This window comes from Halomonas sp. FeN2, from assembly GCF_020595105.1.
Classification (GTDB): Bacteria; Pseudomonadota; Gammaproteobacteria; order Pseudomonadales; family Halomonadaceae; genus Vreelandella; species Vreelandella neptunia.
In genome coordinates, this window is sequence record NZ_CP074200.1 from 1978930 (window position 1) to 2004780 (window position 25851).

General features: G+C 51.9%; 19 protein-coding genes. 3 read left to right on the forward strand and 16 right to left on the reverse strand.

The features are described 5' to 3' along the window. Positions 1-74: 74 nt before the first annotated feature. The 8 genes from KF947_RS09055 to KF947_RS09090 all read right to left on the reverse strand — a co-directional run bounded on the left by KF947_RS09055 (position 75) and on the right by KF947_RS09090 (position 9384). Positions 75-1220: a GlxA family transcriptional regulator gene (locus tag KF947_RS09055; RefSeq protein ID WP_133732010.1), complete on the reverse strand. Its 1146-nt coding sequence runs from the start codon at positions 1218-1220 to the stop codon at positions 75-77. A gap of 410 nt (positions 1221-1630) precedes the next feature. Continuing rightward, on the reverse strand, positions 1631-2935 hold the full coding sequence (locus KF947_RS09060) for a TRAP transporter large permease (RefSeq protein ID WP_227406024.1): 1305 nt from the start codon (positions 2933-2935) through the stop codon (positions 1631-1633). A gap of 24 nt (positions 2936-2959) precedes the next feature. Next, positions 2960-3472, reverse strand: coding sequence for a TRAP transporter small permease (locus KF947_RS09065; RefSeq protein WP_227406025.1), 513 nt, complete (start codon positions 3470-3472; stop codon positions 2960-2962). Further along, the gene (locus KF947_RS09070; RefSeq protein WP_227406026.1) at positions 3472-4491 is read right to left on the reverse strand and encodes a TRAP transporter substrate-binding protein; all 1020 of its coding nucleotides are present in this window, start codon (positions 4489-4491) and stop codon (positions 3472-3474) included. Before KF947_RS09070 ends, KF947_RS09065 begins: the two co-directional genes overlap by 1 nt. Before the next feature lie 217 nt (positions 4492-4708). Then, positions 4709-6163, reverse strand: a complete 1455-nt coding sequence (locus KF947_RS09075) for an amidase (RefSeq protein ID WP_227406027.1) — start codon at positions 6161-6163, stop codon at positions 4709-4711. Positions 6164-6170: 7 nt separating this feature from the next. Continuing rightward, entirely contained in the window at positions 6171-7388 is a 1218-nt protein-coding gene (locus tag KF947_RS09080) for an MFS transporter (protein WP_227406028.1), read from the reverse strand. Positions 7389-7398: 10 nt separating this feature from the next. After that, positions 7399-8331: a transporter gene (locus tag KF947_RS09085; RefSeq protein WP_227406029.1), complete on the reverse strand. Its 933-nt coding sequence runs from the start codon at positions 8329-8331 to the stop codon at positions 7399-7401. Positions 8332-8391: 60 nt separating this feature from the next. Continuing rightward, positions 8392-9384, reverse strand: coding sequence for a helix-turn-helix domain-containing protein (locus KF947_RS09090; RefSeq protein WP_227406030.1), 993 nt, complete (start codon positions 9382-9384; stop codon positions 8392-8394). Between the two features lie 771 nt (positions 9385-10155). Between KF947_RS09090 and KF947_RS09095 the strand changes: the two genes are divergently transcribed. Continuing rightward, entirely contained in the window at positions 10156-11766 is a 1611-nt protein-coding gene (locus KF947_RS09095; RefSeq protein ID WP_227406031.1) for a gamma-glutamyltransferase family protein, read from the forward strand. A gap of 38 nt (positions 11767-11804) precedes the next feature. Continuing rightward, on the forward strand, positions 11805-13148 hold the full coding sequence (locus tag KF947_RS09100) for an NRAMP family divalent metal transporter (protein ID WP_227406032.1): 1344 nt from the start codon (positions 11805-11807) through the stop codon (positions 13146-13148). 226 nt (positions 13149-13374) lie between these two features. On the opposite strand, the gene KF947_RS09105 is transcribed toward KF947_RS09100, so the two are convergent. Both KF947_RS09105 and KF947_RS09110 read right to left on the reverse strand, forming a co-directional pair. After that, a complete protein-coding gene (locus KF947_RS09105; RefSeq protein ID WP_227406033.1) occupies positions 13375-14997 on the reverse strand; it encodes a GMC family oxidoreductase in 1623 nt (540 codons plus the stop codon). Between the two features lie 189 nt (positions 14998-15186). Then, positions 15187-16098 carry a helix-turn-helix domain-containing protein gene (locus tag KF947_RS09110; protein WP_223288571.1) on the reverse strand — a complete coding sequence of 304 codons (912 nt, stop codon included), beginning with the start codon at positions 16096-16098 and terminating at the stop codon, positions 15187-15189. Positions 16099-16262: 164 nt separating this feature from the next. On the opposite strand from KF947_RS09110, the gene feaR reads away from it, so the two are divergent. After that, complete coding sequence (feaR, locus tag KF947_RS09115) at positions 16263-17210, forward strand: transcriptional regulator FeaR (RefSeq protein ID WP_223288572.1); 948 nt, start codon at positions 16263-16265, stop codon at positions 17208-17210. A 42-nt stretch (positions 17211-17252) separates the two neighbouring features. Here feaR and KF947_RS09120 read toward each other — a convergent pair whose 3' ends face one another. The 6 genes from KF947_RS09120 to KF947_RS09145 all read right to left on the reverse strand — a co-directional run bounded on the left by KF947_RS09120 (position 17253) and on the right by KF947_RS09145 (position 25492). Continuing rightward, a complete protein-coding gene (locus KF947_RS09120; RefSeq protein WP_223288573.1) occupies positions 17253-18743 on the reverse strand; it encodes an aldehyde dehydrogenase family protein in 1491 nt (496 codons plus the stop codon). A 100-nt stretch (positions 18744-18843) separates the two neighbouring features. Then, a complete protein-coding gene (locus KF947_RS09125) occupies positions 18844-20181 on the reverse strand; it encodes an alginate export family protein (protein ID WP_227406034.1) in 1338 nt (445 codons plus the stop codon). 235 nt (positions 20182-20416) lie between these two features. Next, positions 20417-21736: a TRAP transporter large permease gene (locus KF947_RS09130; protein WP_227406035.1), complete on the reverse strand. Its 1320-nt coding sequence runs from the start codon at positions 21734-21736 to the stop codon at positions 20417-20419. Next, the gene (locus tag KF947_RS09135) at positions 21733-22239 is read right to left on the reverse strand and encodes a TRAP transporter small permease (protein ID WP_223288574.1); all 507 of its coding nucleotides are present in this window, start codon (positions 22237-22239) and stop codon (positions 21733-21735) included. The genes KF947_RS09130 and KF947_RS09135 overlap by 4 nt, the downstream gene beginning before the upstream one ends. A gap of 27 nt (positions 22240-22266) precedes the next feature. Further along, a complete protein-coding gene (locus KF947_RS09140; protein WP_227406036.1) occupies positions 22267-23349 on the reverse strand; it encodes a TRAP transporter substrate-binding protein in 1083 nt (360 codons plus the stop codon). 256 nt (positions 23350-23605) lie between these two features. Then, the gene (locus KF947_RS09145; RefSeq protein ID WP_223289008.1) at positions 23606-25492 is read right to left on the reverse strand and encodes an FAD-binding monooxygenase; all 1887 of its coding nucleotides are present in this window, start codon (positions 25490-25492) and stop codon (positions 23606-23608) included. Positions 25493-25851 lie beyond the last annotated feature (359 nt).

The window sequence follows — 25851 nt, forward strand, 5'->3', positions numbered from 1 at the left end:
TGATAGCAGCTACTAAAAAAACCTGCTGCCCGGAGGTGGGCAACAGGTTTGAAATAGTGGCGACGAAGTACCTATCAGCGCAGTAGCGGCACGCTGGCAAAGGTAGGCTCACCCTGGGCATGGGCAAGCGCCTGTTGGGCACTCGAAAGAGGTTCGCTTTTGTAAGGCTCACCCCCCCATCGCTGAATTAACGATGGCGACTTAGCAAGGTTACTTCCTTGCCGGTCATGCACCCCCAAGCGCTCATTTCTCGGCGGTACACCAAAGTATTCACGATAACACTTGGAAAAATGGGGCGTGGACACAAAACCGCAAACAGAGGCAATCTCGATAATCGACAAGGGCGTTTGCTTGAGCAATTGCCGCGCGCGCACCAAACGCAGCTTGAGGTAATAGCGAGATGGTGAGCAAAGCAAATAACGCTGGAACAACCGCTCCAACTGGCGCCGTGAAACATTCACATAGCTTGCCAGTTCATCGAGCTCGATGGGCTCTTCCAGGTTGGATTCCATCAACGCCACAATCTCTAACAACTTAGGCTGAGTGGTGCCCAACACGTGCTTCAGAGGTACCCGCTGCTGATCCTGCTCGTTACGCACGCGTTCATAGATAAACATCTCGGAGATGCCTGCCGAAAGCTCGCGCCCATGGTCGTGAGCAATCAGGTTGAGCATCATATCGAGCGGCGCAGTGCCGCCAGAAGCGGTAAATCGATCACGATCAATAGAGAAAAGGTGCGGCGTCAGAATGACGTTGGGGAACGCCTCCTGCATGGATGCCAAACACTCCCAGTGCACACTGGTTTGATAGTGATCCAGCAATCCCGCCTGACCTAGCGCCCAACTGCCCGTACATACCGAGCCTAAGCGTTTTAACTGACGCGACTGCGACTGAAGCCAGCGCACATGCTCGCGATTGACACTGTGATGAGGGCCAACCCCGCCACAAACAACCACCCACTCAAGCGATAGAGGGGTATGCATAGAGGCATCCGGCGTCACCTGCAGGCCATCACTGGCGCGTACGGGAAGGCCATCCTGTGTCAGGGTATACCAGCGATACAGCTCGCGCCCAGCCAGTTGATTAGCCATCCGCAAAGGGTCTATTGCCGATGCCAGAGAAATCAGTGTGAAATTATCTAACAGTAGAAAGCCAAGGGTTTGCGGTTCGCCCGCACGATTGGTATTTGCTGTCGGGTCTTTTGCTTGATTTGATGTCATGGTTTTACCCTCCGTCACCTTTACATCATCGATTTTTTTCTTATTAGTATATAGGTGTCGCTGGCGTCTTTTAGTTTCCTATCACAGCAGTGAATACTCACTTGTGCAGGGGTGGCATTGCTCTTTGGTCGTATATTGGCATGAACAGGACGGAAAGCGACAACACTATCACGCGAATCTGGCGATCAGTCGCAAATGCAACACTGGAGGTCGCTTCCGAAACCATTGAGAGGGGAGGAAAGATACGCCTTGTAGGCGGTGTGGGAACAGAGCGCCTTGGTAATGGCGTCGTTAGCCTGCGAAGCGTCTCAGCAGGCAGTCTCCGTACATAATGAGCGTCAGACAATCGGCTAAACGACTGTCATCGCGCCTGCAAATGCCGGTGCGCTCCGAGCAACCTGCTCCTTTATTCAGCCTGCCATAAAATGAGGTAGCCAAAGCGCCACTTGAGGCCAAATACTTATGATAAGCGCAGCAAAACACATTAGCAGGAAGAAGGGCAACGAGGCCCACGCAACCCGGCTGATGCTTTCGCCTGTCAGACTCTGTAACACAAATAGATTAAAACCAACCGGTGGCGTGATTTGGCCCAGTTCGATCATGATAATCAGGAAAATACCGAACCAAATTGGATCGAATCCTGCGAGCAGGACAATCGGCAGCGTGATCGGCAGGCTCATGACGGTGATGGAAATACCATCCAGAAACAGGCCCAATAAAATATAAAACACGGCCAGTGCCAGCAGTAATAACATTGGGCTCAGGTTCTGTGCAGCAATCCAGCTAGCCAGCTCTCGCGGCAAGTGCAGATACCCCATCGCCGTTGATAACAGCATGGCTGTCACCAGCAGGCTACATACCATAATGGTCGTCATCAGGGTTCCTCGAAAAGCCTCGATGAGCAAGGAAATATTGATTTGCCGCTCAATAGCCAGCAGAACCAAGGTAGCGGTCACGCCCACGGCAGCAGCCTCTGAGGGGGTAGCAATACCGCTGTAAATCGAGCCAATAACGATGAAAATCAGCACCAAAATGGGCAATAGCAGTAACAGTGACTGTAACAGCGTTTGTCCGGGAATTTCCTGCTTTGGGGCAAGCGAGGGGTTCTTCCACGCACACAGAATAATGTATCCACTATAAAGGGCGGCGATCAGCAGGCCTGGAACGACGCCAGCCATGAACAGTTGGCTTATCGATACTTCAGCCTGGACACCGTACACAATCATGACGATCGATGGAGGAATGAGTAAACCCAAGCTGCCTGCGCCAGCAAGCGAGCCGATCGACAGGTTGCGGTTATAACCTCGCGCTTTCAGCTCTTGGGTCGTGATTTTACCGATAGTTGCAGTAGTTGCCGCGCTGGAGCCGCTAACCGCTGCAAATAATGTGCAACCCAGAACATTGGTATGCAGTATGCCGCCTGGGAGGTGGCTAGTAATGGGCACTAGCCCCTTGAACAAACGCTCGGAGAGATTGGAGCGAAAGATCAACTCCCCCATAAGAATAAACAACGGGATTGCTGAAAGCTCCCAGCTATTACTGGCGCGATACAGAATACGGGAAAAAATCAGGCCGATTCGATCCGCGTCAAAGTCCCCAAGCAGCCAGAGCGAGCCTATGGAAACCGCCAGCATCGAGGCAAAAATCCAAGTTCCCATCGACAGGAAAAACAGCAGTAGAGCAGCAACGCCGACGGCAACCCAAAAAATCTCCATGATCGCTACCTTGTCAGTTTGTGGTTATGGGGCGTTTGCTAAATAACGCGAGCGTAGTAAAACGATCTTGATTGCGCGGACGACCAGGGTTAGCGAGATTAACCACATGCAAATAAGAACCGCGCCCTCCGGCAACCAGATAGGGGTTTCAGCAAGGGTATCGCTGGTAACACCCCTGCTATAGCTGCGCTGTACGTTTTGCAACCAGAATAGGGAGATCCAGATAAAGCAGCTTGCCGTTATCACGCTGCTGAATAGCTCCAGCGGCCAGTGGTATTTCTGGGGAACGCGATCCAGGATCAGGGAGACCCGAATCAGACCTCCCCTTTCAAGGACATAGGGCAGGCCTAAAAACGTCATGATGGCGACGGCATAGCCGATGTATTCATCCATGATAAAGGTGGACTTACCCAGCGACCGCAGAAGTATCTCCAGCATGATATGGCCCAGCATATAGATGATCAGAACCACGGCAATCAATGCGCCGACACGGTTCAGCAGCATCGAAAGGCGCTCGGCAAATCGAAATAAGCCCATCATTCACCCCGGAACTGGCCCAAGATCTCCTGGCCCCTATCACCTGCAGATTCCAGCCAATTCTCCACAACGCTGGAGGCTGCCTGAGCAAGGGCATCGGTAAGCGCGGGCGAAACGGCATCATTGATAGTGACATCATGCTGACTGAGTGTTTGGTAGTTTTCAGCGGTGCGGGTTTCGACCGTTTCCCAGTTATGCAGGTCGGTCAGCCGGGCTGCTTCAAGAATGGCGTCCTGCTGCTCGGCACTTAATGCATCAAACGCGCTCTTGTTCATATGAACCATGTTGAGCGGAATAGCATATTGAATGGCGGCAAAGTGATCCTGGTGCTCCCAGAAACTGCCATTGGCGCCGGCTTCGGCCGAGGTGAGAACAGCGGTAATTCCCCCGGTCGCCAACTGTGGAACCACATCCCCCCAGGAAAGGCTGACAGGGGCGGCCCCCACATTGCGGAAAGTTTCGGTTCCGTTACGGTCAAAGGTGCGTATCTTCAGATTACTTAAATCAGCTTGGTCGTTGATGGCATTTTGCGACCAGATGCCACTGGGCGGCCAAGGCGAAGCATAGAGCAATATCTGATCATTCTCTTCGAACACGGCTTCGTAATGGGGTTTAGCGATTTCATAAAGGTGGCGCGCATCCTCAATGTCTTCAACGATAAAAGGGAGTGAGGAAAGCAGGAAAATGGAATCAATACCGCTCATGGTGCCAGACAGCGTATCGGCTATTTCAATCGCGCCATCGGCCACCGCGTAAAAATGGTCTCCGGAATTAAAGCCAAGCGCGCCGCCCGTATGCAGCGTGATGTTTACGTCATCGTTGGTCAGTTCGCGTACGCTATCGATAAAATACGCATCGCCCTGGGCATGTATCGAATTAGCGTTATATTCGTTGGAAAAGTCCATATTCACTGACTGGGAATAGGCTTGCCCGCTAACAAAACAGGCGCCTAAAACAACAGCGACACTGAAAATACTTTTAATATTACACTGGGCAGGGTGTTGTGAATTATGTGCCATCAGGAAAGTCCTAGCGTTGGATAAACACTTTTAGACTAACCAAATGCGCAAAAGCGGCCGCCATCAATACGACCTGTAGTTACTCTTATACGCCCTGAAACAGCCATTCCCTGACCAACTTATCCCCACCGCCTAGCTGGCAAGGGGTGAGGATAAGTTATCAACGCCTGCTTAGTAACGACCACGGCTGCCTTACAGCCAATCTCACCAATGTGTTTTATCGCGCCATTGCATTGACGGGTGGCAGCTTATTTGCCCAAGGGTGCGAGCTTTCCAACTGAGCGGCTAATGAAAGCAGCGTGCTCTCGTCCCCAAACCGAGCGGCAAAATGGCTGCCTATTGGCAGGCTGTCACTGGTCCAATATAACGGTACTGACATGGCCGGCTGACCGGTCGCGTTAAAAATAGCCGTAAAGGGTGAGTAGCTATGGAATTGATTAATGATGTCCTCAAGGCAAAGGGTATCGTCAAAGGCATCCAGTTCCCCAATGAGCGGCGGCTTACGCGTCAGGGTCGGGGTTAGAATCAGGTCGTAGTCCTCCATAAAACCTGCCATCGAACGGCCTAGGGCATGCATGTATTCAATGGCGGCGACGTAGGTTGTTGCGTCGATCCGGCCCTTCTCCCTCAACATCACTCTGGTACGGGGCTCCAGTTCGCTATCCATTACAGGGGATCCACGCATCTCACCGAGGGTATTTATAAAATTCTGTGTATTGGGCGCGATGATGCTGAAGGTATTATGAATGAACTCAGGTAAGTTCACCGGCAGCGTTACCGATTCGACACGATGCCCCAGTGACTCGCACAACTTGGCAGTAAGCTGGACAGCTTCTCGAGCTTCGGCACCCGACTCCCAGGGCGTCATGCTTTCCACCAGTGCGATACGCAGCGTACCAGGCGATCTTCCTACGGCGCTCAAAAATGAGCTTCGCTGTTCCGGAGCGGCATAGGGTGCGCCTAGATCAGCACCGCTGGTAGCATCGAGTAACGCTGCGCTGTCGCGTACAGACACTGTCATCGCATGAGGCGTTCCCATGCCTCCCCAGCCCTCTCCCACCATCGGGCCTGATGGCATTCTGCCCCGCGTGGGCTTAAGGCCAAAAATGCCGCTGCAAGATGCCGGCACCCGGAGGGAGCCGCCGCCATCATTGCCGTGTGCAAAAGGCACCACTCTTGACGCCACCAGAGCAGCGGCCCCGCCACTCGAGCCCCCTACGCTTCTCTCCAGATTCCAGGGGTTACGGGTAGCCCCAAACCGGCTGGACTCAGTCGTGTAAGAAGTGCCAAACTCAGGCGAGGTACTAGTGCCCACAAAGATGCAGCCCGCCCGGCGCAGCCGCGCTACGGCCTCAGAATCGATTTCCGCGCGCGCCTCTCCCAACGCAAAGGAGCCGCTCGCCATCCTGGCGCCATTAAGAGGCGAAAAAAGATCTTTCACAAAGGTAGGCACACCGCAAAATGGCTGCTGCGTATCGATCTCTCCTTTAGCAGCATTCAGCGCTTGCTCATATAGCGGCTCTGCTAATGCATTGAGTTTAGGATTGACGGCTTCCAAACGTTCGATGACCGCCTCTACCAGTTCAGTCGACTTGACTTCCTTTTGCCGCACCTTATCAGCCAGGCCAACGCCATCCTGGCTATCCATTATCGTGTGAATATCGCGTGTCATTTTAATATCACTTATGAGCTGTGGTAGTTAAAGGAGAAGTGCCGCTCTGCTTGGCAAACAAGGCGTAAATTAACCAAACTGCCCCTAACCCAAAACCGATGACTGCCAGCATGGCAATCGCATGCGTCAGGGCGCCGGTCAGCGAAATCAGCAGTGCCACACATAAAGGACTCACAAACTGGCCTAAATAAAGGCAGGAGGTGAACCCGCCCATTCCCCGCCCATTTTGGCGCTTGTTTAACGCATTCATTACCGGGGTAATCGCATTGGGGACTAACAACCCTGCGCCTAAACCATGTATGACCACCGCAACAAGAATCCCTGTAAGTGAGCCGGCGTTGATAAGGAGCATAAGCCCCGAGGACATGAACACGAGTAGCAAGGCGTTGGTGCATTTAATACCGATGGTTCTCCTGATAAGCGGCCACACCAGGGCGCCCATGAGCGATGCCAACAGGCCGGCGCCTGTCGCCATGCCAATCAGCGTGCTTGACAGAATACCAAGCTGAACCATTAGTCTCGGCGTTTGCACTGGCACGACAAAGCTCAACACCATGCCACCAAAAATCAACAGGTAGCCGACCACCAAAGCAACCACATCAATGCGTTTGTTATCGGGCTCAACCCCCTGTTCCGAACGCGAAACAGGCTCCCATAGCAGCTTCATCATGGGTATAACGAGCAGTAGAGGAAGCAGGTAAAGGTAGAAAGGCGTACGCCAGGATTGCTCACCCAAAGCGCCACCAATAACAAAGAACACAGACCCCACAAGCGCAATAGAGATTACCTGAGCGTTGATATAACGGAGCCTGCGCTCACCCTGCCAATAGTCGGCAATTAACGCCGTACAACAGGTCATCACCATGGCTTCGCTAATACCAAAAAGAAAGCGGGCAATAACGATCGACTGAAGATCATTGAGTAGCGCGGGTGCAGCGCCTAGCAGCGCATAAAGCAACGTCGCAAAGATCAAAATTAGTTTTCGACCAAAGCCATCCGCCAGCCAACCCGCCAATGGGGCGAATAAAGCAATGGCTAATGCCGGGCCGGTAATCGCCAGCGGTGCAAGCACCTCGACGCGAGGTTCGCTGGCCGCAAATTCCGCGATCAGCTTCGGAATGATGGGCGCCACCATGACGGATCCCATGATGGTCAGGCTGCTACCCAGCACCAACACCGCCCCCTGAGACCGCCCCGCTTCACGGGTTAAAGGTATATTGCTCATTAGAACCCCCTCAGAAACTGAATGACGTTGTTAAAGCAATGTTGTAGCCCTCGGTACGGTTCTGGGCACCAAACTCCTTATATGCATGGAAGCGTATTGGCGGAATTGACGACCCTGGGTCAAAGAAGCCAATGGCAGGTCCGGCAGCAAAGACCGAAGCACGATTACCGCCTTCCAATCCTGGGGCATCATCATCGGTAATTTGCTGGTAGTGATAGCCGCCGACACCGACTGTCCACGGACCAACATGCTTGCCAACCGCGAACTCATGGCGATACTCAGTACCACTCCGATAGTCGGTGTCTTTATTACGCGTATTAAAGTCAAGCTGGAAAGAAGAAGAGACCTCATATCCCTGTTCGCTGACATAGGTAAACGCCGCTTGAGGCGTAAATGCCCAACGATTTAATCCGGGGGAGACGAGACGCTCAGAGTCGTAGTCACCTGTAGGCGTCTGAATCTGGAACAGAGCAAGAACCGATAAATTAGGACTTGGCATCCACTGTAGTAACATTGGTAAAACCTGGATATCCGCCAGTTCAAAGACATCTGCTTCGTCACTGAACAGCGTCATTCCGCCACGCTCTACCTGTAGATCGGCGTCCATTTTGAAAAAAGGGGCGACTGCCCCAAAGCCGTACCGGGCGCCTAGCACTTTTTGATCCGTCATATAGATATAGGCAAGCGAGAGCGAAAGGACATCTAACGAGAAATCATTACCCGTATCATTTCCATCGTTATCCTTTTGGGCATCCGTTGAGTAATACGCCGTTCTAAAACCCAGGGTTCCATTGTCGGTTGTGGGTGGTAGGTAGCCTGCGCCAAAATCAAGCAATCCCATTGCGGTCGTCGGCGAGCCATTCTCGGTTGCCAGGGAAGCCGCTGAATAGCCGAAGGTTAGTGTCAATAAAATGCGGGTTAGCATTGTTTTTCTTGGAGTCATGATATTGCCTCTATGTCTCTGAATGAGCCATTTCAGCTTATGACGACCCCAACAAGGGCGTTATCCGAGATTGGCAAACTTGCTTTTTGTTCTGCTGCGCGTATCTGAGGGGCGTTCCCCAAATAGATTGCGGTAATCCGAGGTAAAGTGGCCCAAATGCCAGAATCCCCACTCTGCAGCTATATCCTGGATCTGCTTCTCTTCACCCCCAGTGCATAACGCTTTATGAACAGCATTGAGCCGGAGAATACGCAGGAACGACACTGGGCTAATGCCAAGTACATCCTGAAAACAGTATTGCAGTTTTCTTCGACTGGCCCCTACATGGTTGCATAAGTCCATAATGGAGAAGGGAGTGTCGCTATGCTCAATCGCGTAAATTCGAGCGCGATCAACCATCTGCTTTTTTCGTGTCGAAGAAATGGGAGGCAAACAAGCCGTTTCACTCGCATCCAGAAGGTGCAACAACAGTAAATCCTGAGCATTTTTCTTGTGTACCGGTTTTACGAGTTTTCCCTGCTTACTTAACAAGAAGATTCGCTCAGTGGCCTGGGCTATCACTTTCTGGCCTTGCGAATTATCGAAGGGGAAGAAATAGGGAGAACAGCCTGGCTCAAATGCCAAATTCTGCTTAACTATATACTCGATTAGCAAATCCTTTTGCACACTTAAGTTAAACACTCTCAACCCCGCAGGTGTTCTTAATTCAGGTAAGTTCTGGGAATCGGAGACAAGAAGCCCGGGGGATGTAAAAACATTGCCGAGACAAACCAGGTCGGATGGGCTTTGATTAGTTGAAACACTAAAACAAATTGAGTTTTTAAAGGCTTCTCCACTTTTAATCATCGCCTGATTGGTTTTATCTTCGATAATTTGAATATTAGGTAGCTGTAATTGACACACTTGCCCTAAAAACTTACCGGCCGACACCTGTTCATAATTGAGCGTCCACCCGCTGGGCGTCTGTGCATGCTCAATTATATCGTGGGTTTGGCACTCGAAGAACGCGCCACTGGTTGCAGGTTCTTGGATAAGCAATTGCTCAACGCTCATCATGACTCTCCTTGACCGTAAGGTTATTGTAAGTTTTTTTAGTCAAGCAACTTACGCGCCATATTAACGGATTAGCTTTATATAATAAGAATATTTAACGCACATTCATCTTAGATATAAAGTATTTAAGCCGTAGATTCTTGTTGATACTTGCCAGCATTTTTGCTCTAGAGTGCCGTATGCAGAGCTCAGGATGCATGGCTCACTCCAGGACAATGACTCCACAACTTCCCGCAGATGTTGTGTGCACCTTAATTGCGCATTCCAAACCCAATTAGCAGGAACTCCCACTGCTTGCCTCGAACGGCTCAGGTTCCGAAACCCCGCTTGATGCACTTCCAGAATAATCGCAACCTTAAAGCTGAAGTACAGATCACTGGTAAGGTTTATGGTATGTCGATAATCACATCTATTACTTTATAACATCTTTATTTTCAAACAACTACACGAAATACAAGGTGTGTAAAGACGTAACATTACTTTCTTACCAATGAGTCACCAATTGCTTTTTTAGGTAAAGGCAATACCAAGACTCAAGTCATAAACCGCATTAAATATGCATGAAAAATAATGTAGAAAGTTCCGTATTCTCCTGTTACTCAGATCTACTTTTTTACAACTACAGGCTACCTGAATCAAGTTTTTGGCACGCTAAGACAAGAAACAAATATAGGCAAATGAGAAAAAGGACAAAATCGATTTTTATAAATAAAACGATAAAACCCGTTCTCATATATTTAAAACTTAAAAATCAACATATTAGGAGGCCTTATGTTCGGGGATTCACTTTACTATCCTAACTCGTCACGCCGCATGGTAAGCATGAGCAATCAAGGGATGGTTGCAACGTCTCAGCCCATAGCGGCTCAAGTTGGGCTGGAAATCCTTAAAAACGGCGGAAATGCCGTTGATGCAGCTATCGCGACAGCCGCAGCTCTTACCGTTGTTGAACCTACATCAAATGGTATCGGCGGAGATGCATTCGCCATCGTTTGGATAGATGGTGAAATGCATGGCTTAAACGCTAGCGGCAAGTCACCAGCGTCAATTTCAATTGATGCTGTTAAAGCACTGGGCCATAAGGAAATGCCCTTGCATGGTATGGTTCCCATTACGGTTCCGGGGGCTCCTGCCGCCTGGATTGGACTATCAAAACGGTTTGGAAACCTTCCGTTTAAAGAGTTGTTAACGCCTGCCATTGAAATAGCCCGTCGCGGCTTTCCCGTGTCTCCCACCGTTCATCAACTGTGGGAAGAAGCCTATGACGAGTACAAGGTTTACCAAGACCCAATATTTGACGCTTGGTATGCAACCTTTGCTCCCAATGGAAAAGCCCCATGTCCCGGTGAAGTTTGGAAGTCGGAAGATCATGCAAACACTCTCACCTTGATCGCGGAGACAGAGGCAAAGGCTTTTTACCAAGGGGAACTGGCAAACGAGATAGAAACGTTTTGTCAAAACAGTGGAGGGTTCCTAAGAAAAGATGACCTCATGAAAATGACCCCTGAGTGGGTAAGCCCTATATCTACCCGCTTTCGTGGTTACGACATTTGGGAGATCCCTCCCAATGGTAGTGGCATCATCGCTCTACAAGCACTAGCCATGTTAGATAGCCTGTCTGAGAAAGTCTCAGGTGATCCTGTAGAGACTTTGCATCAGCGTATAGAAGCCACAAAACTTGCATATGCTGACGGCTTAAAGTTCGTCACTGAACACTCAGCAATGGGAGTAAGCGTAGAGGATTTACTCTTACCGAGTTACTTAGAAAAAAGAAAAGAGTTGATTAGCCAGGAAGCAATTGACCCAGTCAATGGTAACCCCATCACAGGTGGCACGGTTTACTTAGCCACAGCAGATAAAGATGGCAACATGGTGTCGTTCATTCAAAGTAATTTTAAAAACTTCGGTTCCGGAGTGGTGGTACCAGGGACAGGCATCAGCCTGCAAAACAGAGGGTGGTCATTTTCGCTAGACTCCAATCACTATAACTCACTACAACCTGGCAAGAGAACTTATCACACTATTATACCTGGATTTATAACTAAAGCGGGAAAGGCTATCGGCCCATTTGGCGTCATGGGTGGTTTTATGCAGCCCCAAGGCCATGTTCAATTATTAGCAGGTATGTTTGTAGATGGTTTAAACCCCCAAGCTGCGCTAGATACTCCTCGATGGAAATGGGTTAAAGGCAAAACAATTGAAGTAGAGCCTCACTTTCCAGACCACCTGGCTCAAGCTCTTTCGAGGCGCGGGCACCATATAATCAAGAGTACGGATTCAATCACGTTTGGAAGAGGTCAGGTTATCTTACGAGACCCCAACACGGGCGTACTTTATGGGGGGACTGAGCCTAGAACCGACAGTTCTTTAGCAGTTTGGTAGAGGTTGTAAGTAAGCGCCAAATACCCAGCATGTATTGAATGCAACTCACCACCGGAAGAGTAAAAGCCATGACTTATAAAGACTATACAGAAAAAGAGCCAAAAAGTAGAGGGAGAGATTGGAGCTCGAGCCTCAAATCCCTAGGGCCCGGTCTACTCTTCGCAGGGGCTGCAGTAGGCACGTCTCATATTGTACAATCCACACGAGCTGGTGCCGAGTATGGCCTAGCTCTTCTGCCCGTTATTATCTTGGCTATTGTCCTTAAATATCCCGCCTTCTGGTTTGGCCCCTTTTATGTAGGAACAACAGGCAATTCGCTCATTGAAGGTTACCAAAAGACATTTGGAAAGCCAGTTGTAGGTCTTTTTATCCTATTACAAGCGCCCATTATGACAATGATTACTGCCGCTATGGCAATCACCACGGCAGGGATAGCTGGGAGCATTTTTTCAATCTCACTTGAAGCCTCTTTCATCGGAACCACACTAATATTAGCGTGCTCTCTGCTGACATTTTTTGGAGGATACAAGGTAATTGAAAAATTAAATAAATTTTTCATTATCACCCTTTCCCTAGGGACTTTAACTGCGACAGCACTCGTTCTACCCAACATTCAATGGAGCTTTTCCACAAGCGATACGCCACTTTTTTTTAGTCTTGCTACTTTTGCCACTATTATAGCAGTGACAGGGCTAATGCCATCCGACATAACGCTTTCAATCAACAACTCACTCTGGTCAGCAGCAAAAAATAAGACACAAGGTCGAAAGCGCTCAGTATTAGAAGAAAAAATCGACTTCAATTCCGGCTATATTGGCACTGCGGTTTTGGCCGTGTGTTTTTTACTGATGGGATCGGGGTTACTGCATGGGCAAAATGTTGATCTTTCAGGAGGAGCAGTAGGATTCGCCAGCCAGGTTATTTCTATTTATTCTTCATTGCTAGGTAAGTGGATAGGGTACCTAGTCGCCTTATCTATGTTAGCCGTTATGTTTACCACATTAATGGCTGTATTGGATGGCTTCCCTAGGATTTTGACAGCTTCTTATTTCGCAATAACAAACTCCTCAGGGGACGATCATGAGACAAGATCTATTGACAAAAGCCTACCATTCTTTTTTATCTTGTTATCGATCGCAACGTTGGCATCGCTTGTTATAAATTTCATGATGGGTGAATTCATCACATTCATGAACTTTGTGATGACACTCGTATTTATCGCAAGCCCTATTTTAGCCACCCTAAATCATTTCACTGTCAATGGAAAAACAGTTGAAAAGCATAAGCGTCCAGGCAGGCTGATGAATTACTGGAGCCTAATTGCAATAATTTCACTAACGCTTCTTTCAATTGGTTTTTTTTATGTCAGACTATTCCTCTAACCGCTTAATGACGGCAGCCTGCTGGCGACACTATCTCTGCCCAAGAAAGCCTAATGGCGAGCTCACGGGCCATGACTTTCAGCCATTGCCTTTTTCTGGGTCAAATTCAAAATGAATACAGGCCTGTTCGAGCCGGATATGAGCGATTAAAGGCTACACCCGCCATTCAAGATAAAGAGCGCGCCCCTTATTAGTGGCGCGCTCTTTATTGCGGATGATGCGTTGTTTATTGAGCGGCAATCAACAGATCCGCAGCTTTTTCAGCCACCGCAATGGTCGGGGCATTGGTGTTCCCCCGGGGTAAACGCGGGAAAACGGAGCAGTCAATAACGCGAAGACCCTCAATGCCATGGACACTCAGATCAAGATCCACCACTGAGCGCTCGGCATCAGGGCCCATTCGGCAGGTGCCTACCGGATGGTAAGTCGTTTTGCAGTATTGGCGGATAAACCCTTCAAGCGCCTCCTGGCTCCCGGCCACCCCCGCCTCTAGCAACTGACGCGCTTGTGGAGGGGAGAAAACCTCGTCAATAATGCTAGAGAGCGCAGGCGTTTCAAGAAACGCGAGCCCGGCGCGCAGCGAGCGCACCTGGTGCTGTAGGTCTTCAGGCGCCTCGAGGAAGTTGGCGTTGATCATCACCTTGCGGTCATGATGGGGGCCGCTGAGACGCACATTACCACGGGAAGCCGGTTGGAGGTGGCCCACCTTAAGCGTGATGCCATGAGTGCGACCTTTACCAATACCGTTAGGGTCATCCCAAGTATCGAGTACCGGCATGAAATGGATCTGGGTATCGGGGCGCCCCTCGTTGGCCGTATCCAGAAAGGCCCCACCTTCCAGCACGTTCGAGGTCATAAGCCCTTGGCGATAAAGCAGCCACTCGGCACCGTGGCGCAATGCCTTGATGCCGACATCTTCACCGTACAGCGAATTAGGTGTTTTCAAGGTGGCGTTGATCGACATGTGGAGATGATCCTGGAGGTTGTCGCCAACGGGCAGATCTCTCAGACACTCAATCCCCAGCTCTTCCAAATGCGTCCGTGGGCCGATGCCCGAATGCATCAGGATCTTGGGGCTGCCAATCGCACCGGCGCTCAGAATAACCTGCTGGCGTGCATGTAACGTTAGGGCCCCCTTCTTGAGCTGGCGAGTAACCACTCCCGTGGCCCGACCGCTTTCGATGATCACGCGGTCTACTTCAGTGTCGGTCAGAATGGTCAGACGCGGGTGATGCCGCAGGCCGCTCAGATAGGCCTTGGAACTGCTGTAACGCTCGCCGTTGAAAGTGGTCGTCTGATAATAGCCGACGCCTTGGCGACCGTTGTCATTAAAATCGTTAACGTATGGCAGGCCGACCTCCTGCCCGGCGCGGATGAAGGCCTGGGACAGCGGGTGGCGATAGCGATTTTCACTCACCTTGAGCGGCCCCTGGGTACCGTGCAACGGATTGGATAATGATTCGTTACCCTCACTGCGCACAAAGTAAGGCAGCAAATCGTTGAACCCCCAGCCCTCACAGCCTTCGTCACGCACCCAGCCATCATAGTCTTCACGATGACCACGGATATAGACCATACCGTTAACAGAGCTACTGCCGCCCACCAGCTTGCCTTGCGCGATCGACATAGAGCGATCCTGCGTCGCGGCATGGGGCGTGGTCATGTAAGGCCAGGTTCGCGTGGGAATGACTTTGCCAACCGCTGCTGGCATGCGAATCAGCGGACTCGAGTCCTGGCCACCGGCTTCGATAAGCGCCACGCGGCCTTGGGTTTGCTCAATAAGCCGATGGGCAATCACACAGCCAGCCGAGCCCGCGCCAATAATGATGTAGTCGTACTGCTCTTGCATATTGTTGCTCCTGCCCGGGGTCGATACGTGCCGGGGTAGGCGTTAGCCTATGAAGCACAACACCACAAGAATTGACGCTTTGCGCCAATGGCTTGACTATCGCTGACATGGCTTTTTATTTATTAATTAACAGCGAATTAGCCGTTAGTGCTTTAGTCGAACAAACCAGCGTTACGGTCTGACGAAGGACTAGGGACTATGGGCGCGCTTACGGGTATCGGAAGGTAGTTCTTTGAACAAGCGGCAGTACTCACGGCTAAAGTAGCTATGGTGGAAAAACCCTTGAAGAGCCGCCGCATCCGCCACCCCGAGCCATGGTTCTTGCAAAAGGGAACGGCGAACGGCGTTAAGCCGCAAGGCACGCAGGTAGTGCACCGGCGACTGCCCCGTTTCAGCCTGGAAACTGTATTGAAGGGTGCGCCGGGAAATATTCAGTTGGTTGCAAAGCGTCATGATCGACGGTGGATCCTCCGCTTGGGCCTTGGTCAAGGTATGGCAGCGATCCACTATATAGCGCCGGGTTCGGTAACACTCCTCATCGTGTTTTAGCGACCTTATGTCGTTATTGAGTAATAAATCTATCCCCTCTTCCACCTGCTGCAAGAGCACCCTTTGAAGTGCGGGCGTTGGCTCTACGTTAGCCTGCTCCATCCGCAGATAGTTGGTCATGGCCTGCCACTGTTGGCGTACGGCAACCAAACATTGTGCGGGCACTTCCAGCGTACGCAAGCGCTGGTCATCGCGCTCCAGCCAGCCATAGCGGCTGCGGTCAACGGACACCACCATAAGATCGTAGTGAGCAGATGCCACGCTCCAGAACTGCTCGCAGCGCGGTAAGACCGTGACCGTATCAGATCGGTAAATCGAATTATTTGGCCAATGGATAGGAATAACGAGATGCCACTGATGAGGGGGAAACTGCATTGATTGGGATATGGCTAAATTAGCACTTTCACGAACAAGTCGTATCTGCTCTCCGGCGATGTCCACAATATCACCCGAAAATCGCCCTTCCTGGACTTGGTCAAACTCCTGCTGCCAGCCCGCCAGACTTAGAGCGTGCTCGGTAACATCCCCACAATGCTTAAGGGTAACGGTCATAAAGATAGCCCACGTAGTTCATGTTGTTAGCCGGGGCGAGTCCAGCCGCCATTATAACCTTACTCATTTTTTGAATAATAAAAGGTAGTGTATCTGCTTACTTTTGCCTAGAGTATAGGCATAGTCATTAAAATGTTAACAAAATTAAAAATGAGGAAAACCTCATGCAAACAGCGAACACAACAACACGCTCTTTTGATGCTTGGTTAGCCGCATTGCGTGACGTATGTGGCAGCTTTGACTCCAAACCGGAATGGCGGCAACGCTTTCAAGGCAGTGTTTCTAAACGCCATCAGGCGGGGATCGAAATTGCAGGTATCACCACTAACGTCGAGCGTATCTTCCATCGTCAGCCGCCTTCAACAAGCGATGAAACGGAACACTGCTTCCTGGTCGTCCAGAAACAGGGGCAGGCCACCCTGGTGCAAAATAACCAGCAACTCAAAATGCGCCCAGGCGAAATGGCGCTGCTGGATTCTGCGAAAGCGTGCGAAATACTGCCCCATGGCCTGATTGAGCACGACTCTTTCCACTTGCCCCGTGAAGAGTTGACACGGCATTTTGGGGAGCAGCCTATCCCCTTTATGAAAATTTCGGCTAACTGCGCTAGTGGCCAGATATTGCAGCTGATCGTTAGCCGCATGGTCACAGGGCAAATTACCGCCACTGAAACCGAATCGATCAGCCATAGCGTCACCAACTCATTAATTTCCCTGCTACCCGCGATCTACCAAAACCAGCAACCCTCAGCGATGCTTTTGGAACAGGCAGGCGATACCCTTTATGAGTGCATTTTGCGCTTCATTGACCATCACTTGCATGAAGATGAACTGGGCCCAGCCCTGATGGCAAAGCAGTTTCATATTTCAACCCGCCAGCTCTACCGACTTTTCGAACAGCACGACGAATCCGTCTGTCGCTACGTACAGTATCAACGCCTGGAACGCTGCGCGGAGGAGCTTGCCAGCCAGCAGAAATGCCAACAGTCGATCACCCAGATTGCTTATAAATGGGGCTTCACTGACTCTGCCCACTTCAGCCGTTCATTCAAGCGTCGCTTCAACAGCTCGCCCCGGGAATACCGGCGAATGAGTTTAAACAACGCTAGCTAGCCGATAAGCAGCGCCTGCTGCGGTACAGGCGCTGTTGTCGTTTTAGTAAGCGATACAAATGGACTTAAGCTTGGTATAGGAGTAGATCGCTTCCTGCCCAAACTCTTTACCAATGCCTGACTGTTTAAAGCCACCGAATGGCAGGCTGGGATCCAGGGTCACATGGGTGTTCACCCAAACGGTGCCCGCTTCAATCTCTGGCGTTAAGCGCATCGCTTCGGACAAACTCTCTGTCCATAGGCTGGCGGCTAGCCCCAGCTCGCTGTCGTTAACCATAGCCAGCGCCTCATTCACATCATCAAACGGAATCACTGTCAGGATCGGCCCAAACGCTTCCTCACGCACAATATCGAACGTTTGCTTGGCGTCACTGATGATGACCGGCGAAACATAGAAGCCCTCTTCGGGCACCTGGACGCCGTAATGTACGTTGGCGCCCTGAGCTTTGGCGCGCTCAAGATGCTGCAGGATACTGCGCTGATGGCGTTGCGAAACCACAGGGTTGACCTGCGCCTGAGGATCCATACCTGGGCCTACAGACATCTGGTCAACCACGCTGCGCAACCGGCTGCAGAATTCATCGTGCAGGCTACGGTGCACGTAAAAGCGTGACGCGGCGGCACACACCTGACCTTGATTAAGCAATCCGCCCATGAGCGCACCGTTGACCGCTTTCTCGATATCCGCATCTGCCAACACCAGCATGGGGTTTTTGCCACCCAGCTCCAGCGAGAATGAGGCCATATGATCAACCGCGGCATGACCAATCACTTTACCCACCTCAGTACTGCCGGTGAAAGTGACTTTGTCCACATCCGCATGGCCCGCTAAATGCTGCCCCACCACCGAGCCTGACCCCAGGATCACATTGAATACGCCCTTAGGCACACCCGCTTCAACGGCAAGTTCAGCCAGCCGAAGTACGGAAAGCGGAGTCTCAGAAGCAGGTTTTACAACCACAGAGCATCCGGCGGCCAGCGCTGGGATCGCTTTCCACAGCGCTATCATCATGGGGAAATTCCACGGCACGATCGCAGCGACGACACCAACAGGCTGGCGGAGGGTATAGGCGTTAAAGTTAGCGCCTTCAGGCATGCCAATCGACACGTCGCCGGTCTTGCCTTCCAGCTTCGTGGTCCAGCCCGCCATGTAGCGGATAAAATCAACTGAAAAGCCGGCATCGACGGCCCTGGAGATATTGATCGACTTCCCTTGGTTGAGCGTTTCAATCTGGGCAAGCTCTTCGCTGTGCTGTTCAACGAGGTCAGCAAATTTGAGCAAAATGCGCTCCCGTTGCGCCGGGCTCATACCTCGCCAGCGCCGATCATCAAAGCTGCCCTTGGTGATAGCGACCGCTTCGTCTGCCAGCGCCACATCGCCCTGGGCCACCGTGCTTAATTGACTGCCATCCGCCGGGTTAATAATGGCAATAGGATTTCCCTGCTCACGAAATCCTCCATCAATGAAAGACCCACGGGCACGCTGTAAAAAAGCCTCTACGTCAGGTAACGCTACGATTAACTTATTAGTCATATCAAAATCCTCTTGATCAATATTCAAAACGCTCAACCAATGGATGGCATGTAGCCCTCACGTGGGCACTGCCACCCAAGTTCTCCTCGCGTTTGTTACCTCAGAAATTAAATCCCAGCAGTAATTGGGTATACAGGTTAGCGCTGTCTCTGCCGATCTGGCTGCCACCGCCTGCGGCAGAAGTATCCGGGTCATAACGCCCGATCAAAGGCATCACCCACCAGCGTTCACTGGGCGCCCAAAAAGCGTAAAGATTGACCTCCTGCCCATCCACGTTGGGGCCTGCTTCGCTAGACAGGGTATGGAAGTCGTAAAGCATAGCGCCCAGACTCAAGCTGTCCGATGGTGTAAGCGTCACGTTAAGCTGCTGGACGCGGGAGTTCGAATTGAAGGGGCCGGCATAGTTGGCCGCCACCTCTCCCTGAAACCAGGTGCCCAACGCTCGGCCGTTACCATAGAATAACGGGTCGTACTGATCGGAGAAGCGGCTGAACCGGTAGCTAACGCTAGGCGTCCATGGCGCGTCTGAGAATGTCCAGCCTGCTTCCAGGTACCAGGCATTTTCGTCCTCTGAACTACCATTTCGCTGTAGTGCGTACTCACCAGAAAGAAACAGGTTTTCGACACCGGCATTGCCTTGCCCCCGCACGCTATAGACCTTAACGTTTTCGCGGTCAGGGTAGAGAAAAGCATAGTCGTCGTCCGTACTCAGTACATCAAGATAGGTAACGCCAAGCGTGCCGTTGTCGGTCACACGCTCAAAATTCGCAATCCCCAGCGCCGGTTTGGCCTGAGCTGGATTGTCTGACTCCAGCCACATAACATCCCCGCGCCAGCCTTGCTCGCCCCCCAAGCGTAGAACAGCGGTTTTTTCAAACGCTTGTCGCCCAGCTAAATAGTAGGCACCTCCCCGGTCTAGGTCGCCACCTAGCACACCCTCACCAAAGCTGAGGGCATCCCCGGAAATCAAAAAACCATCGCCGAGCTGGATACGCTGACGGCCCAGTGAGAAATCAAGGCCGTCTTCACCCAGGGCGGCCACGGTATCGCCTGATTTCCAGCCGACATAAAGATTTTCAAGTCGCGTTTTGCGCTCGTCCCCGGTCGTAAAGCCAGCCGCGTCTCCTTGACCAAGCGTCGCGCTGGAAACCCAGGCCACATTGGCATAAAGCGAGCTGCGTTGAAGCGAATGGGCGGCGTCCAGGCCGTATTTGGCGTACCCCTCCTGCCAGTCTCGCCCGCCAGCCTTGCTCGTTTCGGACTGCGCATAGCCCTGTTGACTATGAAAGGCGCCCACCACCACCTCAACGTTGGCCTCTATGTGGGTAGTCTCGTTATCGACCAGCTCAGCGGCACGGGCGCTGTTTAACGAAGCGGTTAGCGCGCCAGTGGCAATAGCGGTCACAGGCAGCAAGGCGGAATAGCGTAGCTTCATCATGAAGAGATCCCTTGTTATTTTGCACGGCTTGCTTGGATATTAGGCACTGCGTATTGGTTAACCTGACTCAGATTATTCAGTCACGCAGAGCATCTCTTGTCATTGTTTGACGAAAAACTGCCTCTCCTTGCCTGCGTCCTTTACTGGCGACCATGGGGAACAAAAAAACCGGCGCTGAGGCCGGTATAAAGGTTGGATGGAAGCGCGCTAAAGCAGCGTGGTTTTCATAGCCATGCTATAGCCACACCAAGGAGAGAGCGGGGACAAATACGACAATCGCAATACGCACCACGTCCGCCCCAATAAACGGCAAGATACCTCGATTGACGGTGGCCAAAGACGCGCCTCTGCTATATTTCTGCACGATAAACAAATTCATGCCCATCGGCGGTGTTATCAGGCCAATCTCCACCACCATCAGCGCGACGATACCGAACCAAATTGACTTTGCACTGGCGTCCAGACCAAATAGCTCCAGCCCCATGACAATGGGGTAAAAGATAGGGATGGTTAACATGATCATAGACAGCGAATCCATCACACAGCCCAGCAGCAGATATATAAGCAAGATGATCAGCAGCACCGCCAGCGGTGCCAAACCGCTGCTGAGTATCCACTCTGCCAGCGTACTCGGTAACTGCCCCAGCGCCAGGCCGCTGTTCAACAGGTCAGCGCCGATTACTACCAGATAGATCATGGCGGTCGCTTCCGCCGTCCCTACCAGGCTTTTATAGACTCCTTGCCAGCGCATGCCTCCACGCCATAGGGCATACAGACCACAGGCCGCCGCCCCAATGGAAGCGGCTTCGGTTAAATTTGCCCACCCCCCATACAGCCCAAAGATGACAACGACAAAGATAACCAGTATCGGCGCAATGTCGCGCAAACTGATTAACCGCTCGGCCCAGGAGTGGCGAGGGGCTCTGGCAACACCACGCATCGTCCTGATGGCCATGATACGAATAACCAGCAGATAGCCTGCCACCGCTAACAGCCCAGGCACGATCGCCGCCATAAAGAGCGCCGCAATCGATTCCTGGGTCAGTACCGCATAAACGATTAACGGCACAGAAGGGGGAATCAGGATGCCCAGGGTGCCGGCTGCTGCCACGGTACCCGTCGCGAGGCGCTGTCCATAGTGATAGCGCTCCAACTCTGGAAGAGCCACTTGACTCATGGTAGTGGCGGTCGCCAAAGAGGAGCCGCAAATGGCACCGAAGCCTGCACAAGCACCGGCCGCCGACATCGCCAAACCACCTCGCCAGTGGCCTATCCAACTAGCACAGGCCCGGAACAAGGCAGCGGATAAACCGCCGTGAATGGCAAACTGGCCCATCAAGATGAAAATCGGAATGACCGCCAGGTCATAGCTGGAGAAACGGGCGTAGACCAAATTGTTAAGCGTAAAGAGCAGTGACCGGGTATCACCGCCATTCACTAACCAGTAACAGATCGCACCGGCCACCAGCATGGCGACCCCAACGTGCCATCGCACCCCCAGCATCACCAATAAGATGCCCAGCGAGATAGCACCTATTTCAAGGCCGCCCATCATAGACTGTCCCCCTCTGACGCTGCCGCTTCCACATCGTGAGCAACGCAGTAAATGCCCTGATAAAGCGCGCACATGCCCAGCATGGCAATGCCAGGAAGCATGGCTGCCTGAGGAATCCACTGAGGGATACCAAGCTGAACGCTTTGGGCGTTATAGGTCAGGCTGTCGAGCGCTAACAGAGCCGTTCGCCAAACCAAGAGCCCGCTCACCAGAGCGAGCACTAAATGGGCAATCGCCAACAGGACGCGGTTAAATAGCGCTGGCAAGAACGTTCCGACGATATCCACGCGGATATGACGGTCGTTGATCTCACACAGCGGAAGAAAGCAGGCCACTGCGACAGCAATCAACATTTGCAGCAACTCAATATCCCCTGATATGGGGGCTGACCAAAGTCGCCGCCCTAACATCGACAGCAGAGAAATACCGATGGCCGACAGCAGTAACACACCGCCTGCCATCGCCATCGCAATGGCTAACCGTCTCAGTACTATTCTTGTCATCACCCTCTCCAAACGGCTCGACTCGCCCTACTGATCTGACGCTTTCAGGCGTAGGTCTGGAACCTGCTCGTCAACCATTGCGGCAAGCGCCTCCGCCAAGGCGCGACGATCAATACCGTCGTCGCTATTGTCCATCCACTCGGTAGCGATACCGCGCGTCGCTGAGTTCATTTCCTGCCAAGCCGCATCGTCCAGGGTGATAATCGTATGCGCCGGGTCAGCTTCAATGCTGCTTCGAGCGTCGCTGATGGCCGCATCCCAGGCGCTGCCGAAGCGTTCGGAGAGCACCTCACCGCTGAGCGAGTCAAGCACCTCCCGCGCCTCATCCGGCAAGCGGTCATAGCTGCGTTGATTCATCAACAGCGCCAGCACAGTCACGGTGGCAGTCGCCTGGTCGTCGGCATTTTCGGTGTGATAAAAAGTCACTTCATTTAGCTTGGTCGGTGGCACCACTTCCCATCCGGCCGTAGCTCCATCGATAACGCCTTTGGCCAGCGTATCGGCGATCTGTGCGGGCGGCATGCTGACTGCTGAGGCCCCCATTTCATCGATAATCCTGGATGCCATACGCGTAGGCGATCTGAGCCGTTGGCCACTCATACTCTCAAGGTTACGAATTGGGGTTTCCCGCGTATGGAGCACGCTGCCACCATCACTGTGCACCGCTAAGACTTTATAATCTTCAAAGTCTTCCGCAGCGTGCTCTTGGGAGAACTGCCAGGCAATGCGGCTCGCTTCAACGCCACCAGAAGGCAGTACAAAAGGCAGTTCCATCGCCTCGCTGCGAGGGAAACGACCAGCGGAGTACCCCAACGCCGTCCATGCGATATCAACCACGCCGTTACGAACGGTATCGGCAAGCTGGGCGGGCGTTCCCCCCAGTTGCATTGAGGGGTATATCTGACAGCGCAGCTCACCCTCAGATTGGGCCTCAAGATCTTCGCACCATGGTTCAATGACCTGCTGCTGAGCATTCGACATAGCAGGCAAGAAATGCATGATTCTTAAGGTTGTTGCCGCTTGAGCGGGCAGCGACGCGGCCATGGAAGCCACCACAGCTACGCCAAGGCTGAGACGTAGGCGACGGGGCAGGAACGGGGATTGAGGCATGACTTTCTCCATTACTTATTATAGATACCAGAGGTTTATTGGGGTGGTCACTGCTAAATTATCATTTTGTTAATATATAAACAAAAATAAGTGAGAGCGGGAAGCCATCCGTTAGTCGTAGACAATTAAAATATTGTTAATATTTTAACAATATCACAATCAACATCTTTAAAATAATCTAACGATGCCCCTTAAACGTGAAGGAGCCAGCGCTTAGCGCTGGCTCACAGGCGGGATCATTCTGAGCGGCTACTATTCATACGCCAACGGTGAAGATGGGTTTAAAGAAAGCGGCGAGCTCTTCGGTGGCCGATAGCGGCAGAACATGGGCCACATATTGATCAGGGCGAACCACTACCACGGCACCATGACGGTCAATGCTACGCGCACTGAAAATATCGTCGTCCGGGAGACACCCGAAAACATTTTCTAAATTGACCAGCGCAAAGGGGCCGACTTCCGGCTTGAAAGCTTCAGGCACCCGTGTGATATCAATCTCCTCGTGCGGCTGCTGATAGATCACCTTGACATCAAACCAGGTACTCACGCCCTCAGTCTGCGGCGCCACCTGCAGCGGCGATTGTGGTGACGTCTTCAACCACGTGGCAAATTCATCGATGGCCGAAGGCGTATCGACTGCCGCTGAGTCGGCAAATACATACAGACGCCAGCGCCCATCGGCTTCAGCCAGATGCCCCAGCTGCAGCGGGTTAGCGTCACACACTCGGATCGCTGGCGCCGACTTAAAGCGTTTGCCGACTGGAAACCCAGCGGCAAGGGCTTGATAGGTTGTCTCCCCAATGATCATCGATGGCTGATATTCCGTCATAAAGCCAGCGGGGAACTCAATGGTCCGCATGTAGAAATCTTCCAGCTCGGACGGGTCTTCAAACTCCTCCGGGCGCTTGGCCATCATCGACGACCACTGTTTATCAAAGTCGATTAAGTTTTTAGCCACCACCTGGCGCTCGGCGGAGTAGGTAGATAACAGGCTGGCGGGGCTGACGCCGGTCAATACATGGCCTAGCTTCCAACCTAGGTTGAAACCATCCTGCATGGAAACATTCATGCCCTGCCCGGCCTTGGCACTGTGGGTGTGGCAGGCATCGCCAGTAATGAAAACCCGGGGCAGGCGACCAGCATCCGGATTCTCGACGTCATCGAAGCGGTCACTGAGGCGATGCCCCACTTCGTAAACGCTGTGCCAGGCCACATGGCGTACATCCAGTTGGTAGGGGTGCATGATTTCATTGGCTTTGGCGATGATGGTGTCAATCGGCGTTTCGCGCACTTTATTGCTGCCATCCGCCGGCACTTCACCGAGATCCACGTACATTCTGAACAAGTGACCACCTTCGCGGGGAATAAGTAGAATACTGCCCCCCGAGTGCGACTGAATGGCACATTTCGTACGGATATCGGGAAAGTCGGTGACCGCCAGTACATCCATGACCCCCCAGGCATGATTCGCCTGATCACCCGCCAGGGTGCAACCAATGGCTGAGCGTACACCGCTGCGCGCCCCATCACACCCGACTACGTATTTAGCCCGTACCGTTCGGCTAAGCCCCTCCTGCTCACCCGCGGTATGGCGTAACGTCACCGTGACCGGGTACTCATCATTTTCAGCGATATGCAGGCTATCAAAAGCAAAACCATAATCGGGACGAATGCGCGCAGGCCCGTTCATGGCGGCTTCGGCGAGATAATCAAGCACCCTTGCCTGATTAACGATTAGGTGAGGAAACTCGCTAATACCCGCAGGATCGTCAGGGGTACGCGCGGTGCGCGTAATGCAAGTCGGCTGACTGATATCCGGCTTCCAAAACGCCATCTCGGTGATGCGATAGGCTTCGGCAGTGATGCGATCAGCAAAACCAAAGGCTTGAAATGTTTCAACGCTGCGCGCCTGAATGCCATCTGCATGCCCAATTTCAAGTCGCCCCGCCCGTCTTTCGACAATGCGCGTTGTTACCTCGGGGAATTGAGCCAGCTGGGCCGCCATAATCATGCCAGCAGGCCCGGTGCCCACAATCAGTACATCCACTTCCTCAGGCAGCGATGCCGCACGGCTTACACCGCTACCCGCTGCAGGTTTGATACGTGGGTCGTGGGAAACATAGCCATAGTGGTGGAACTGCATAATATCTACCTCGTAAACGTGATGGCTTGGCATTTTTCTATACTGGATCAGGCAAACACTCGTGAGGATGTGTTTTACACAGCCTTCATTGTACTTTTCATAATTACCCCACCTACCTTAGTCGACAACCATTAATAAATTAAAAAATATTGTTAATCTATTAATACAATTCACAGCGGCAGTGTTAAAAAACCATCTACAAGAGATGGAGGTCTATGTCTTCGTGCTAAAAAAGGAGTCCGTGAATTTTCAATTTTCGCTCTCTTGGCTATACAAAAGGCTATGCGAAAGGCTATGTAAAATTCATCTTGACAGGCGCCTTTATTTTTTCGTTAATACATTAATGAAAATAAGCGTGT

What these genes read in the sequence shown, in the direction of transcription:
- KF947_RS09125 (WP_227406034.1), bottom strand. Translation starts at nt 20,181, where the DNA reads ATGATGAAGCTACGCTATTCCGCCTTGCTGCCTGTGACCGCTATTGCC.
- KF947_RS09100 (WP_227406032.1), top strand. Translation starts at nt 11,805, where the DNA reads ATGCAACTCACCACCGGAAGAGTAAAAGCCATGACTTATAAAGACTAT.
- KF947_RS09060 (WP_227406024.1), bottom strand. Translation starts at nt 2,935, where the DNA reads ATGGAGATTTTTTGGGTTGCCGTCGGCGTTGCTGCTCTACTGCTGTTT.
- KF947_RS09090 (WP_227406030.1), bottom strand. Translation starts at nt 9,384, where the DNA reads ATGAGCGTTGAGCAATTGCTTATCCAAGAACCTGCAACCAGTGGCGCG.
- KF947_RS09140 (WP_227406036.1), bottom strand. Translation starts at nt 23,349, where the DNA reads ATGCCTCAATCCCCGTTCCTGCCCCGTCGCCTACGTCTCAGCCTTGGC.
- KF947_RS09085 (WP_227406029.1), bottom strand. Translation starts at nt 8,331, where the DNA reads ATGACTCCAAGAAAAACAATGCTAACCCGCATTTTATTGACACTAACC.
- KF947_RS09105 (WP_227406033.1), bottom strand. Translation starts at nt 14,997, where the DNA reads ATGCAAGAGCAGTACGACTACATCATTATTGGCGCGGGCTCGGCTGGC.
- KF947_RS09070 (WP_227406026.1), bottom strand. Translation starts at nt 4,491, where the DNA reads ATGGCACATAATTCACAACACCCTGCCCAGTGTAATATTAAAAGTATT.
- KF947_RS09110 (WP_223288571.1), bottom strand. Translation starts at nt 16,098, where the DNA reads ATGACCGTTACCCTTAAGCATTGTGGGGATGTTACCGAGCACGCTCTA.
- feaR (WP_223288572.1), top strand. Translation starts at nt 16,263, where the DNA reads ATGCAAACAGCGAACACAACAACACGCTCTTTTGATGCTTGGTTAGCC.
- KF947_RS09120 (WP_223288573.1), bottom strand. Translation starts at nt 18,743, where the DNA reads ATGACTAATAAGTTAATCGTAGCGTTACCTGACGTAGAGGCTTTTTTA.
- KF947_RS09080 (WP_227406028.1), bottom strand. Translation starts at nt 7,388, where the DNA reads ATGAGCAATATACCTTTAACCCGTGAAGCGGGGCGGTCTCAGGGGGCG.
- KF947_RS09065 (WP_227406025.1), bottom strand. Translation starts at nt 3,472, where the DNA reads ATGGGCTTATTTCGATTTGCCGAGCGCCTTTCGATGCTGCTGAACCGT.
- KF947_RS09135 (WP_223288574.1), bottom strand. Translation starts at nt 22,239, where the DNA reads ATGACAAGAATAGTACTGAGACGGTTAGCCATTGCGATGGCGATGGCA.
- KF947_RS09095 (WP_227406031.1), top strand. Translation starts at nt 10,156, where the DNA reads ATGTTCGGGGATTCACTTTACTATCCTAACTCGTCACGCCGCATGGTA.
- KF947_RS09075 (WP_227406027.1), bottom strand. Translation starts at nt 6,163, where the DNA reads ATGACACGCGATATTCACACGATAATGGATAGCCAGGATGGCGTTGGC.
- KF947_RS09055 (WP_133732010.1), bottom strand. Translation starts at nt 1,220, where the DNA reads ATGACATCAAATCAAGCAAAAGACCCGACAGCAAATACCAATCGTGCG.
- KF947_RS09130 (WP_227406035.1), bottom strand. Translation starts at nt 21,736, where the DNA reads ATGATGGGCGGCCTTGAAATAGGTGCTATCTCGCTGGGCATCTTATTG.
- KF947_RS09145 (WP_223289008.1), bottom strand. Translation starts at nt 25,492, where the DNA reads ATGCAGTTCCACCACTATGGCTATGTTTCCCACGACCCACGTATCAAA.